The sequence below is a fragment of the Microtetraspora malaysiensis genome (assembly GCF_001528665.1).
Lineage (GTDB): Bacteria > Actinomycetota > Actinomycetes > Streptosporangiales > Streptosporangiaceae > Microtetraspora_A > Microtetraspora_A malaysiensis.
In genome coordinates this window covers 113,049-125,912 of record NZ_BBYJ01000015.1, presented here as the reverse complement: position 1 = coordinate 125,912, position 12,864 = coordinate 113,049, and the positions used below count along the sequence as shown (strand labels likewise).

14 protein-coding genes are annotated in these 12,864 nt (G+C 69.4%); 9 read left to right on the top strand and 5 right to left on the bottom strand.

Translation table 11 applies throughout. The features are described 5' to 3' along the window. Positions 1-55 precede the first annotated feature (55 nt). Together greA and AWQ71_RS20170 are read right to left on the bottom strand one after the other, a co-directional pair. The gene (gene greA / locus AWQ71_RS20175) at positions 56-556 is read right to left on the bottom strand and encodes a transcription elongation factor GreA (protein ID WP_067135410.1); all 501 of its coding nucleotides are present in this window, start codon (positions 554-556) and stop codon (positions 56-58) included. Between the two features lie 76 nt (positions 557-632). After that, on the bottom strand, positions 633-1,106 hold the full coding sequence (locus tag AWQ71_RS20170; protein WP_084259082.1) for a DUF4307 domain-containing protein: 474 nt from the start codon (positions 1,104-1,106) through the stop codon (positions 633-635). 117 nt (positions 1,107-1,223) lie between these two features. On the opposite strand from AWQ71_RS20170, the gene mca reads away from it, so the two are divergent. Genes mca through AWQ71_RS20155 form a run of 3 tightly spaced genes read left to right on the top strand, consistent with a single transcriptional unit; the run spans position 1,224 to position 2,576 of the window. Beyond that, on the top strand, positions 1,224-2,105 hold the full coding sequence (gene mca, locus AWQ71_RS20165; protein ID WP_067135409.1) for a mycothiol conjugate amidase Mca: 882 nt from the start codon (positions 1,224-1,226) through the stop codon (positions 2,103-2,105). Between the two features lie 9 nt (positions 2,106-2,114). Next, entirely contained in the window at positions 2,115-2,294 is a 180-nt protein-coding gene (locus AWQ71_RS20160) for a hypothetical protein (RefSeq protein ID WP_067135407.1), read from the top strand. Between the two features lie 12 nt (positions 2,295-2,306). Further along, complete coding sequence (locus tag AWQ71_RS20155) at positions 2,307-2,576, top strand: GNAT family N-acetyltransferase (RefSeq protein WP_067135405.1); 270 nt, start codon at positions 2,307-2,309, stop codon at positions 2,574-2,576. Positions 2,577-2,600: 24 nt separating this feature from the next. Here the strand turns inward: AWQ71_RS20155 and AWQ71_RS20150 are convergent, their stop codons facing one another. Next, complete coding sequence (locus AWQ71_RS20150; RefSeq protein WP_067135403.1) at positions 2,601-3,761, bottom strand: hypothetical protein; 1,161 nt, start codon at positions 3,759-3,761, stop codon at positions 2,601-2,603. Positions 3,762-3,888: 127 nt separating this feature from the next. On the opposite strand from AWQ71_RS20150, the gene AWQ71_RS20145 reads away from it, so the two are divergent. The 3 genes from AWQ71_RS20145 to AWQ71_RS20135 all read left to right on the top strand — a co-directional run bounded on the left by AWQ71_RS20145 (position 3,889) and on the right by AWQ71_RS20135 (position 7,443). Then, complete coding sequence (locus tag AWQ71_RS20145; RefSeq protein WP_067135615.1) at positions 3,889-4,479, top strand: type IV toxin-antitoxin system AbiEi family antitoxin domain-containing protein; 591 nt, start codon at positions 3,889-3,891, stop codon at positions 4,477-4,479. Then, positions 4,479-5,378 (top strand): nucleotidyl transferase AbiEii/AbiGii toxin family protein, encoded by a 900-nt coding sequence (locus tag AWQ71_RS20140; protein ID WP_067135401.1) that lies wholly within the window; start codon positions 4,479-4,481, stop codon positions 5,376-5,378. Before AWQ71_RS20145 ends, AWQ71_RS20140 begins: the two co-directional genes overlap by 1 nt. A 67-nt stretch (positions 5,379-5,445) precedes the next feature. Then, complete coding sequence (locus AWQ71_RS20135; protein WP_067135399.1) at positions 5,446-7,443, top strand: thioredoxin domain-containing protein; 1,998 nt, start codon at positions 5,446-5,448, stop codon at positions 7,441-7,443. 128 nt (positions 7,444-7,571) lie between these two features. Here AWQ71_RS20135 and AWQ71_RS20130 read toward each other — a convergent pair whose 3' ends face one another. Then, positions 7,572-9,848 carry a transglycosylase domain-containing protein gene (locus AWQ71_RS20130; protein WP_067135396.1) on the bottom strand — a complete coding sequence of 759 codons (2,277 nt, stop codon included), beginning with the start codon at positions 9,846-9,848 and terminating at the stop codon, positions 7,572-7,574. A 154-nt stretch (positions 9,849-10,002) separates the two neighbouring features. Beyond that, positions 10,003-10,485 carry an Lrp/AsnC family transcriptional regulator gene (locus AWQ71_RS20125; RefSeq protein WP_245658378.1) on the bottom strand — a complete coding sequence of 161 codons (483 nt, stop codon included), beginning with the start codon at positions 10,483-10,485 and terminating at the stop codon, positions 10,003-10,005. A 138-nt stretch (positions 10,486-10,623) separates the two neighbouring features. On the opposite strand from AWQ71_RS20125, the gene AWQ71_RS41750 reads away from it, so the two are divergent. From AWQ71_RS41750 to AWQ71_RS20115, 3 genes are all read left to right on the top strand, one after another. Further along, the gene (locus tag AWQ71_RS41750) at positions 10,624-10,752 is read left to right on the top strand and encodes a hypothetical protein (protein ID WP_439650371.1); all 129 of its coding nucleotides are present in this window, start codon (positions 10,624-10,626) and stop codon (positions 10,750-10,752) included. A 54-nt stretch (positions 10,753-10,806) separates the two neighbouring features. Next, positions 10,807-11,316 (top strand): RDD family protein, encoded by a 510-nt coding sequence (locus tag AWQ71_RS20120; protein ID WP_067135393.1) that lies wholly within the window; start codon positions 10,807-10,809, stop codon positions 11,314-11,316. Between the two features lie 68 nt (positions 11,317-11,384). After that, positions 11,385-12,851 (top strand): M1 family metallopeptidase, encoded by a 1,467-nt coding sequence (locus AWQ71_RS20115; protein ID WP_369407207.1) that lies wholly within the window; start codon positions 11,385-11,387, stop codon positions 12,849-12,851. The last annotated feature ends 13 nt before the right edge of the window (positions 12,852-12,864 follow it).

Below are 12,864 nucleotides of genomic sequence, written 5' to 3'. Positions count from 1 at the left end.
GCCGGCACGAAGACGTGCCGACGGGTTCCGAAGCAGGTGTGGGCGAGGCCGCGCCCTAGTTGCCGACGTACGGAACGGCGTCGAGGATCTCCACCTCGTTCTGACGGCCGTTCGGCAGGGTGTACATCGCCTTCTCCCCGACCTTCTTGCCGTTGATGGCGGAGCCGAGCGGCGACTTCGGCGAGTAGACGTCGATGGGCGCTCCGCTCTCCTCGCGGGAGGCGAGCAGGAACGTCACCTCATCGTCGTCACCCACGAATCGGATCGTCACGGTCATCCCGGGGCCGACGACACCCTCGGCGCGGGGCGCCTCGCCGACCTTGGCGCTGTCCAGGATCTGGCGGAGATGGAAGATCCGGGCCTCCATCTTGCCCTGCTCGTCCTTGGCGGCGTGGTAGCCGCCGTTCTCCTTGAGGTCGCCCTCTTCACGAGCGGCTTCGATCTTCTTCGCGATATCCGTGCGACCCGGGCCGGAAAGGTACTCGTGCTCCTCCTTGAGGCGGTCGTACGCCTCTTGCGTCAGCCAGGTGACGTTGTCGTTCTGGGAGACGGCCACGGGCTCTCCTTGATTCCTCTAAGTGACTCGAAAGGCTTACAAGTTAACGCCTTCGAACGCTTCCCCAAAGATTCCACTATACGAGATCGCAGTACTGAACGAGCACGCTCGTGGCCTGCGAACTTGTCCTCAGCCGCTCGGTGAGCGTGAGGTCCGACCTTCCCTTCGGGATGGTCACCTCCTTGCTGCCGACCTCGGTGTGGTTCACGTCGACGGCCCGCAACCGGCAACTCGCCTCGCTGTCGGTGGGCTTGTGCACGGAGAAGGTGATCACGGCGGAGTCGGACGCGCTCGCGTCGTACGTGATCACGTCGCCGCGCACGTCCGGGTTGCCGCGCGCGACCATCATGACGTACCCCCAGCCGCCCGCCATGACGGCGACGAACACGCTGATCACCACGTACGTCAGGATCCGCGCGCGCCCTTGCAGGCGCGGCCGCTCGGGGAAGTCGTCGGGCGTACCGAGGATGGGCGCGACGACGGGCGCGCCGGTACTGTCACCGGCGTCGCGGGCTCCGTCGCCGGGCCTGCTGCTGGATTCGGCGGCCATCGCGGAATCTCCCTGGGGTCATACGGTGTTGTCCGAAACAATTGTCCAACCCGGGGGTCTCGCCCCCTCCAGAAGCTAACCTCTTCGGGGAGCTGACTGGACACATTGAGGAGAGCCGTGAGTGCACCGCTGAGGTTGATGGCCGTTCACGCGCACCCCGACGACGAGTCGAGCAAGGGCGCCGCCACGATGGCCCGCTACGTGCGAGAAGGTGTGGACGTCCTCGTCGCCACGTGTACCGGTGGTGAGCGCGGCTCGGTCCTCAACCCGAAGATGGACCGTCCGGAGATCGTGGAGAACATCGGCGAGGTACGCCGCCTGGAGATGGAACGCGCGCGCGAGATCCTCGGCGTGGAGCAGCGTTTCCTGGGCTTCGTCGACTCGGGCCTGCCCGAGGACGAGAGCGAGCCCCTTCCCGACGGGTGCTTCGCCGTGCAGCCGCTCGAGGTGGCCGCCGCGCCGCTGGTCGCGATGGTCCGCGAGTTCCGCCCGCACGTGATCCTCACGTACGACGACAACGGCGGCTACCCGCACCCCGACCACATCATGACCAACCGGGTCTCGGTGGAGGCGTTCGAGGCCGCGGGCGACCCCGACAAGTACCCCGGCACCGGCGAGCCCTGGCAGCCGCTGAAGCTCTACTACCACATGGGGTTCAGCAAGGACCGGTTCGAGGCGTTGCACGAGGCGATGAACGCGCGCGGCATGGGCTCGCCGTACGCCGACTGGATCGCCCGGTGGGAGGACCGCCCGCAGAAGTGGGAGGTCACCACCAAGGTGCCCTGCGCCGAGTACTTCGAGATCCGCGACGAGGCCCTGATCGCGCACGCCACCCAGGTCGATCCCGACGGGTTCTGGTTCGTCTGCCCGCGCGAGATCCAGCAGGAGGTCTGGCCGACCGAGGACTACCACCTCGCCCGGTCGCTGGTGGACCCGACGCTGCCGGAGGACGACCTCTTCACGGGGATCCACGCGGAGGTCACCCCTGCCTGCTCGTAAGCTGGAAGCGTGACTCCAACCACCGCAACCGACCTGGCCATCGGCCCGGGTCTCATCGGTTTCATCGTCGTCGCGGCCATCGGTTTCGCCCTCTTCTTCCTGATCAAGTCCATGAACAGGCAGATGGGCAAGATCGAGGTGCCGTACGAGCGCGAGCAGCCCGCCGCCTTCCCCGTGCGCGAGGTTTGAAGAGCGTCGGAAGTGATCCACGACCCGGCGGCCTCCCGGTACGAGCTCCGGCTCGACGGCGAGGTCGTCGGTTTCGCGGAGTACGTCCTGCGCGGCGACACGGTCGTCTTCACCCACACCGAGATCCGCAAGGAGTACGAGGGCAGAGGGCTCGGCGGCCGTCTCGTCGGCGGCGCCCTCGACCAGGTGCGGGAGGACGGGCGGACGGTCGAGCCGCGCTGTTCGTTCGTCGCCCGTTACATCGAGCTCCATCCGGAGTACCGCGACCTGCTGGCGGAGTGACCGCCCGGCGTCCCGGCCGGGTGATCAGTCCGCCGACCAGGCGCGCTCCAGCGCCTTCGGCAGGCCCCACCAGCCGAGCGGGGTGAACACCTCGGCCTTGTCCACGATGCCGAGATGCGCCCACAGCGGAGTGACGGCGGTGAACAGCATCTCCGTCGCCTCCAGATCCTCCGGCTCGGTCAGGACGTCCTCGATGTCCTGGGCGACGTCCTCCGAGTCGGCGATGAAGCGTGCGATCCGCTCCGGCGAGGCCAGTGCGCCGGGGCCGTACCTCGCCAGCGTGGTGACCGTCGCGAGCCAGTCGGCGTGGTTGATGGCGCAGAGCGAGGCGAGGATCGAGTCCTCGTGGCTCAGCTCTCCGTCCAGGTCGAAGAACCGGGCGGCGTCCTCCTCGTCGGGCAGATCCGACACCGGCGAGGCGATGCCCGCCGCCACCGCCAGCCAGAGGTCCTCGTCACGGTCGGGGAGCACGCCGTCGTCGAACCCGGCGCAGGCCCGCAGCACGTTGCCCGGATAGCTGTCCTCGGTGAGCGTCACGCGCAGCCGCACAGCGGCGGAGCGCAGCTCCTTCGCGGGCAGCGGCGGCTCGGGCAGCTCGGCCAGGACCCGGCGGAGCTCGCCCAGCGCGTACGCCTCCTCCTCGTCCCAGGCGGCGAACAGCTCCTCCTCCTGCTCCTCGCTGACCGCCGTGCCCGGCACCCGGCCGTCCGGCAGCGGCGTGCCCAGCCAGCGCTCCTGCAGCTCCTCGTACGCGTGCCGGGCGTCCACGTCGCCCGCGGCCAGCGCGTCCACATCGATCTTGCCGGACGCGACGCGCTCTTCGAGGTAGGCGACCATGCGCGCGTGCATCTCGGTCGCGACCGGCCCGCGCTCGCTCTCCTCCGGCCAGACGAAGTAGCTGCGGGTGAGCAGAATCGGCTCACTGCCCGTCGATTCGAGCCAGCGCTGGACGTCACCGACCGTCGCCACACCGGACTCGATGCTGGACAGCGTCGCCTTGGCGGACTCCCAGAACGGGACCGACAGCGGGTTTCCCGCGGCCAGCAGCTCGCGCCTCAGATCCGGAAGGGCGACGAGGGCATGCCCCGAAGGCACCGCCAGCAACACCCGCGCCACGTCGCGACGCGTCAACTCGTCCGCCTTCCGGCCCGCGTGCCGGACGGCGAAATCCAAATCCAAGCTCACGCCCCGTGAGCCTACGCCGTGCCGCCCCGAGAACACATCCCCCCACCCACTAGGAAAAGCCCGGGTAGGTGCATCAAACTACTACCAGGAAAGCCAAGCTGGTAGCACTTTGACGCGGGGTGAGCACGTGCGTTCCGAGCTCCCGGACTATCTCGGACCTACCTTCACGGCCGGCCAGGCGCGGCTGGCGGGCCTGTCGTCCCGCGCCGTGAGGCGGCTCGTCGACAACGGCGAGATCGACGAGTTGTCCCGGGGCGTCTACCGCCGCACCGACGCCGCCGAGACCACCTTCCTCGACCTTCTCGCGGTCGGGACACGGGTTCCACGCGGCATCTTCTGCCTCGAAACGGCTCTGTCCGTACACGACCTGACCGACGAGATCCCGGCGGCCGTCAACGTGGCCGTCCCGAGGAACGCCGGTTTACCCCGCATCTCCTACCCGCCGACGACGGCACACCGCTTCAACCTCGCCACCTTCGAAGAAGGGCTGGAAATTCGCGAAGTCGCCCCTGACGAGCACATTCGGATCTACAGTCCCGCACGGAGCGTGGTCGACTGTATGCGACTTCGTCATCGCGTAGGTGACGAAGTCGCCCTACGTGCCCTTCGCTCCTACCTTCGGCGACGAGGGACGACCAGCGGCGAACTGCTCCGGTTCGCGCGAGTTCTCGACGTCGAAGGTCCGGTGAAACAGGCGATCGAGGTGGTGCTTGCATAATGTCCCCATATCCCCCCAATGACACATCGGTCGGACGGGCGTACAACCATCTGCGCACTCTGGCGCGGCGGGAAGGCCGATCCACCGAGGAACTGATCACGCTCTACGCGCTGGAGCGCTTTCTCTTCCGGATCAGCACGTCGGACCTCGCCGACCGGTTCGTCCTCAAGGGCGGCCTGCTGCTGGCTCTGTTCGAGGCTCGCCGTACCACGCGTGACATCGACCTCCTGGCACGCGCGATCAGCAACGACGAGAAGACTGTGCTGGCACATGTAACGAAGATCGCGGCCATGCCGCTGGACGACGGGATCGACTTCGAACACTCCGCGCTCCGGACGTCCCCCATCAGAGAGGACGACTTCTACGGCGGGGTCCGGGTGATCATTCCGGCCCACCTGGGCCGGGCGCGAGCTCGGCTCCAACTCGACATCAGCTTCGGCGACCCCGTCACCCCGGCCCCGCAGCGGATCCGGTATCCCGAACTGGTGGACGGCGGCAGCTTTCCCCTGCTCGGCTATCCCATCGAGACCGTCCTGGCGGAGAAGGTCATCACTTGTTTGGAACGCTCCAGCTCCAACACTCGGGACCGTGACTATGCCGATGTCTGGCGCCTCACGGGCCGACACCACCTGTCGGCGGCGCCGCTGCGACACGCTCTCGACGCGACCGCCACGCATCGTGGGCTCGTGCTCGGCCCGCTGAGCGCTGTGATCGGCGACCTGGCCGCCTCCCGGCAGCTTCCGTACAGTGCCTGGCGCGCCAAGCAGGGCGTCGACGGCGCCGGATATCCGAAGGACTTCACCGCCGTTGTGCAGGGCGTGACCGACTTCGCTGATCCGCTCCTGGACGCCGCCTCCCCCGTGAGCAGGTGGGACCGCTCGTCGCGTACCTGGTCATGAGTCCCGGTACGCGCAGGCTGTTTACTGGACAGAAGACGGTCGCGACGCTCATGCCGGGGAGACATTCATGAATCGGCTCAAGGACGCCACAAGCCCCTACCTGGCGCAGCATGCCGACAACCCCGTCGACTGGTTCGAATGGGGTCCCAACGCCTTCGCCGAGGCCCGCGGGCGCGATATTCCCCTGCTGATCAGCGTCGGGTACTCCGCCTGCCACTGGTGCCATGTGATGGCGCATGAGTCGTTCGAGGACCGGGCGACCGCGGAGTTGATGAACGAGCGGTTCGTCAACATCAAGGTGGACCGGGAGGAACGACCCGACGTCGACGCGGTCTACATGACCGCGACCCAGGCGATGACGGGACAGGGCGGCTGGCCGATGACCGTCTTCGCCACCCCGGACGGTCATCCGTTCTACGCGGGGACGTACTTCCCGCGCGCGCAGTTCCAGCGGCTGCTGCACAGCGTCTCCCAGGCCTGGCAGAACGAGCGCGACGCCGTCATACGGCAGGGAGCGAAGATCGTCGAGGCGCTCAACGAGCAGAACCGGCTGCCGTCCGGCCCGCTGCCCACCGCCGCCACACTGGAGCAGGCCGTACGCGACCTGGCGGGCGGCTTCGACCCCCGCAACGGCGGCTTCGGCGGCGCGCCCAAGTTCCCGCCCTCCATGGTGCTGGAGTTCCTGCTCCGGCACGGGACCCCGGACGCCCTCGCCATGGCCGAGAAGACCATGGACGCGATGGCCAGGGGCGGCATGTACGACCAGCTCGGCGGGGGCTTCGCGCGCTACTCGGTGGACGCCGAATGGGTCGTGCCCCACTTCGAGAAGATGCTGTACGACAACGCCCTCCTGCTGCGCGTGTACACCCACTGGTGGCGGGCGACCGGCTCGCCGCTCGCCCGGCGGGTGGCCCTGGAGACGGCGGACTGGCTGCTGCGCGAGATGCGGACGCCCGAGGGCGGATTCGCCTCGGCGCTGGACGCGGACAGCGCCGACCTGGACGGCAGGCACGGCGAGGGCCTCTTCTACGTCTGGACCCCCGCCCAGCTCCGCGAGGTCCTCGGGGACGACGACGGTTCCTGGTCGGCCTCCGTCTTCGAGGTGACCGGCACGTTCGAGCACGGCACCTCGGTTCTCCAGCTCCGCGCCGACCCCGGCGACCGGGCCCGCCTCGACCGGGTCCGTACGGCGCTGCTGGCGGCGCGCGCGACGCGGCCGCGCCCCGGTCGGGACGACAAGGTGGTGGCGGCGTGGAACGGCCTGACGATCGCGGCGCTGGCCGAGACCGGGGCGCTGTTCGAGCGGCCCGATCTCGTCGAGGCGGCCACGGCGGCGGCCGAGCTCCTCGCCCGGGTGCACGTGGACGACGGACGGCTGCTGCGCACGTCGCGGGACGGCCGGGCGGGGCGGAACGCGGGCGTGCTGGAGGACTACGGCGACGTGGCCGAGGGCCTGCTCGCCCTCTACGGGGTGACCGGCGAGACGCGCTGGTTCACGCTGGCCGGTGAGCTGCTCGACACGCTGCTGACCCGGTTCTCCGACGGGTCGGGCGGGTTCTTCGACACGGCGGACGACGGCGAGCGGCTCTTCCAGCGTCCGCAGGACCCGACGGACAACGCCACGCCGTCCGGCCGGTTCGCGGCGGCGGGGGCGCTGCTCTCCTACGCCGCGCTCAGCGGCTCGTCCCGGCATCGGGAGGCCGCCGAGGAGGCGCTGGGCACGGTCACCGTCCTGGCCGGGAAGTACGCGAGGTTCGCCGGGTGGGGGCTGGCGGTGGCCGAGGCGGCGCTGCACGGCCTGGCCGAGGTGGCGATCGTCGGCCCGGCGGACGACCCGCGGACGAAGGCGCTGCACCGCGCCGCCCTCATGTCCACCGTCCCAGGATTGGTGGTCGCGCTCGGGGAGCCCGCCGACGGCGGCGCGGCCGGGCGGGACGTCGAGGTCCCGCTGCTCGAAGGGCGGCCGACGGTGGACGGAGCGCCCGCGGCGTACGTGTGCCGCCGGTTCGCCTGCCGCGCGCCCGTCACGACCCCGGAGGAGCTGAAGGCCGAGCTGGCCCGGTGACGCGCGCGACATAGCTCCCCGGCCGGCCCACGGTCGCGCGACGCCGCCCGATGAGGAAACACCGGCGGCCGGCCGGCCGCACGGTCACCGGCCGCTCTCAGCGGCTCCCTCGCCGGCCGGGCCGGTGGTCACTGGATCGGCTGGTCGGGCGGCGCCTCGATGTCGCCGCCGTTCCCCGGCGGCTCCGTCGTGCCGCCTCCGGTGCCACCGCCTCCCGGGCCGCCACCGCCTGTGCCGCCTGTCCCTTGGCCGCCGTCGCCTGTGCCACCCGGCCCTTGGCCACCGGTGCCCGGGCCGCCGCCTCCGTTCCCGGGGCCTCCGGGGCCGGTGGTCTCGCCGCCACCGGGGGTCCCGCCCGGGGAGCCCGGATCGGTGGCCCCCGGGTCGGGGTTCGGCGTCGCGGTGTCGCCACCCTGGCCGAAGCGGTCGCCGCCCTGGCCGAAGCGGTCGTAGCCGCCGTATGACCCGTACGGGTCGTAGGAGTTGTAGCCGCCGTAGTAGTACGACGCCGGCGCCGGGAAATCCTTGACGGGTTTGCCGTCCATCGCCTCGCTCATGAAGCGCTTCCAGATCTGGGTCGGCAACGTGCCGCCGTACAGCGCGCCGTATCCGGGGACCTCGACGGGCTTGTTGTCGTCGCGGAACATGTTGACCGCGACCGAAAGCTGCGGGACGTACCCGGTGAACCAGACCGCGGCCGACTTGTCGGTGGTGCCGGTCTTCCCGGCGACCGGGCGGTCCGGCAGCTGCGCCCCGGTGCCGGTGCCGCCGCGCACCACCTGCTGCAGCGCGTACGTCGTGTCGGCGGCGGTGTCCTCGCTGAACGCCTGCGCGCCGGGGGTGGTGACCTTCCGCTTCTTGCCGTTGGTGTCGGTGATCGAGCGGATCACGTGGGCGTCGTGGTGGACGCCCTCCGCCGCGAACGTGGCGAATCCGGACGCCTGCTGTACGGCGCTCACCGAGGCGACGCCGAGCGGGAACGTGGCGGCGGCCTCGTGCTGGGCGAGCTGGCTCTCGGGGATGCCCGCCGCCTCGGCCGCCTTGGCGACCTTGCCGAGGCCGACCTGCTGGCCGAGGTCCACGAACGCGGTGTTCACCGAGTTGCGGGTGGCCTGCACCAGGTCGATGGACGAGCCGTACGAGTGGCCGCCCGAGTTGGGGATGGTGGCCGAGGCGATCCGCATCGGCGAGTTGCCGTTGACCCGGTTGGTCAGGCTGAAGCCGTTCTCCAGCGCGGCGGCCAGCGTGTACGGCTTGAAGGTCGAGCCGGCCTGGACCTTGGCGGAGAAGGCGTTGTCGTACTGGTTGGACGTGTAGCTGTCGCCGCCGTAGAACGCGAGGACCTCGCCGGTGCGGGGATCGACGGCGGCGAGGCCGGTCCGCACCTTCTTGGGCGTGTTGTCGGGCAGGACCGCCTTCACCGACTCCTCGGCGAGCTTCATCAGCTTCTTGTCGAAGGTCGTGGTGATCTTGAGGCCGCCCTGCTGGATGTCCTCGTCGGTGTAGCCGAGCCGGTGCAGCTCGGCGATCACCTGTTCGACCATGTAGCCGTTCTTGGCGTTGCGGTAGAGCGGGGGCTTCTGCTTGGCCAGCGTGGGGAAGGTGAGGGCCGTGGCCTGCTCGGCCGTCATCGCCCGGGTCTGGACCATGCCGTCGACGACCCCCTGCCAGCGCGCCTTGGCCGCGTCGAGATCGTCGCCCTTGGGCGTCGCGAAGCGGGACGGCTGTTGGATCACCGCGGCGAGGTAGGCGCCCTCGGCCGGGGTCAGGTCGCGCGCGTTCTTGTTGAAGTACGCCTGGGACGCGGCCTGGATGCCGTACGCGCCGCGGCCGAAGTAGATCGTGTTGAGGTACTGCTCCAGCACCCAGTCCTTGGACTTGGACCGATCCACCTTCAGGGCGATCAAGATCTCCTTGAGCTTGCGCTCGATGGAACGTTCCTGACTGAGGCCGCTGTAGTAGTTGCGGACGAGCTGCTGGGTGATCGTCGAGCCGCCCTGGAGCTGTTTGCCGGTGACGGTCGACCACAGCGCCCGCACGGTGCCGCTGAGGGAGACGCCGTTGTCGCTGTAGAACGTCCGGTTCTCGGCGGCGATGACGGCCTGCCTGACCGGCTCGGGCACCTCGCTGAGCGGGACGTTCTTGCGGTTGGTGCCCTCGGTGGCGAGGACGGTCTTGCCGTTCCGGTAGTAGATCACCGACCCCTGCGCGGTGGCGTCGTCCTGGGTCGTGTCGGGGATCGGCGTCATCACCCACGCGATGGCGAACAGGCCGACCACCGCGGCCACGCAGGCGCCGAAGGCGATCAGGGCGATCCGCAGGAGCCGCCGCCTCGGCCGCTTGCCCGTCGGCCGGGACGGCGGCTCAGGATCGGACGGCTGCTCCGGAATCTCCTCGGTCTCCACGTATTACCCCCGGTTGCTCACGCTCTCGCTGCCCAGGCGAGAGCTGGGCGAACCATTCAACGGTAAATGATCCATAACGATGTCGCGCGTTCTGGTCCACAGCCCTCATCCCCGGGCCGATCCCCGGTCATGGGCCCCGTGCTCGGCTCCGTGCTCAGCCTCGGTTCTCACCCCGGTTGGCGGCGGCGACGAGCGGCAGGACCCGGTACGGAACGGGCGAGTCCAGCGCGATCACCGACGACGTGCGCACGACGCCGTCCACGTCGACGATGAGGTCGATGACGCGCTGGAGGTCGGCGTTGCTGCGGGCTACCACGCGGCACAGCATGTCGCCGCCGCCGGTGATGGTGTGGACCTCCAGCACCTCGGGCACGAGGGCGAGCCGGTCGGCGACCGGGCTGTGCCCGCTGACCTGCCTGATCTGCAGCGTCACGAAGGCCGTCACGCCGTACCCGAGGGCGGCGGGATCGATGTCGGGGCCGTATCCGGTGATCACGCCGCGCGCCACCATGCGGTCGAGCCGGGCCTGGACGGTGCCGCGGGCCACGTTGAGCCGCCGGGAGCACTCGAGGACCCCGATGCGCGGCTCGGCGGCGAGCATGGAGATGAGCCGTACATCGAGCTGATCGATCGTCACAACGTGCTCCCAGATCCGCGGGTGATGACTGGGCAGATTGTCTACCGATTTTGTCATGCATTGCACACTTTGGCCATCGTGACGGAGAGTGGCGGAGCGTGACGATATCGCTATCTGCTGCAGATCTTCACCAAGCCGGTGCAGGACCGGCCCACGGTGTTCTTCGAGCTGATCGAACGGCACGGTTCGCTCGGTTTCGGCAAGGGCAACTTCAGGGCGCTCTTCGAGGCGATCGAGCGCGAGCAGGCGCTGCGCGGAAACCTTTAGCGATTTTGCCCCGCTGGGGCTTTCGGGCGGGCGGAGCCAGGTGACCAAAAGGGCATGGAACCACCGTTTCCGCCTGAAGGCGAACCGCGACCCGAGCCGCGGACTCCGTGGGAGCCGCCGCCCCTGGGGCCCGCGGCTCCCTCGCTCGCCGGACGCTGGCGCCGTCTGTTCGCCGGCATCTTCGACATCATCGTCGTGGCGATCATCTCCTCGCCGGTCGTGTGGACGTCGTGGCACATCGTCAAACACCCGCAGACCGGCACGGTGACCCTCGTCGACGTCACCCACACCTATCTGGCGAGCATCGTCGGCTTCCTCTATTACTGGCTCTTCCACGCGTACTGGAAGGGCCAGACCCCGGGCAAGAAGATCTTCGGGATGCGCGTCGTGCGCGAGAACGGCGAGCGCATCGGCGTGGGACAGGCCGCCGTCCGGCAGCTCACCGAAGTCGTGCTGGCCTGGCTGTGCTGCCTCTGGATCCTCGACCTCGGCTGGATCGTGTTCGACGGCAGGAAGCAGGCGCTGCACGACAAGACCGCGCGCACCCTCGTCGTGGACGCCTGACGACCGGCCGCACCGTTGCCGGGCACCAGGTCACGCAGGGTGCCCGCTCCCTCGCATACGCTGGCTCGATGATGGCCGCACGCCGACTGACCACCACGTTCGCCACGCTCGCCCTGATCTCGATGATCGGGTGCGCGCCCTCCGAGGGAGCCGTGACGGCCCCCACCAATGGCGGCAGTGCCTCCGGTAGCGGGGCCGCGGCCTCGCCCAGCGCCCCTCTGGAGCGTTCCGGCACGGACGGCGCTCCCGGCATCGGCGACCCGGCGTTCCCGCTCGACGGCAACGGGGGGTACGACGTCGGGCACTACACGCTGAAGCTGTCCTACGATCCGGCGTCCAAGCTGCTCGCGGGGAGCGCCCAGATCCAGGCCACGGCCGTGCAGAACCTGTCGCGGTTCGACCTGGACCTGCACGGATTCACGGTGAGCCAGGTGACCGTGGGCGGCTCTGAGGCCAGGTTCGCCCGCGAGGGCGACGAGCTGGTCGTCACCGCGCCGAAGATGATCGTCAAGAACGCGCCCTTCACGGTCACGGTCCACTACTCCGGGGTGCCCGACCCGGTGCGCAACTCCTCCAACCTGGGCACGTACGGGTTCATCCCGACGCCGGACGGGTCGTTCGTGACCTCCGAGCCCGACGGGGCCAAGACGTGGTTCCCGTCGAACGATCACCCGTCCAACAAGGCCACATACGACTTCGAGATCACCGTTCCGCAGGGCGTGACCGCGATCGCCAACGGCGAGCAGACGGCCCCGCCCAAGACGAGCGGCGGGAAGACGACGTTCGTCTGGCGTGAGAAGCACCCCATGGCGAGCTACCTCGCGACCATGACCACCGGGAAGTTCGACGTGCGCACCGGCACCTCTCCCGGCGGCATCCCGGTCTACGCGGCGACCGACCCGAAGTACCGCGACGCGCTCGACACCCTGTACACGAAGACCGCCGAGATCACCGACTACTGGGCGACCGTCTTCGGGCCGTACCCGTTCTCCTCGACCGGCGGAGTGATCGACGACTTCAACGCCGGGTACGCCCTCGAGAACCAGACCAAGCCCCTCTACGGCGGCTTCACGCCCGACGCCGGCATCATCGCGCACGAGCTGGCGCACCAGTGGTTCGGCGACAGCGTGAGCGTCAAGCGCTGGCAGGACCTGTGGCTGAACGAGGGCTTCGCCACGTACGCCGAGTGGCTGTGGTCCGAGCACACGGGCGGGGCGACCGCCGAGCAGATGTTCCGCAACGCGTACGCCGACAAGACCAACGCGATGTGGACCTACCCGCCGGGCAAGGCGCGGTCCGAGGACCTGTTCAACGACGCGGTCTACACGCGGGGGGCGCTGGCGCTGCACGCCCTGCGCCAGAAGATCGGCGACACCGCGTTCTTCACCCTGCTCAAGAAGTGGACGGCGACGTACAAGTACGGAAACGCCACGACGGGCCAGTTCATCGCCATGGCCGAGCAGACCTCCGGCAAGAAGCTGGGGCCGCTGTTCGACGCGTGGCTCTACCAGCCGACCCGCCCCACGCTGGGCTGACCGCCGGACCGTT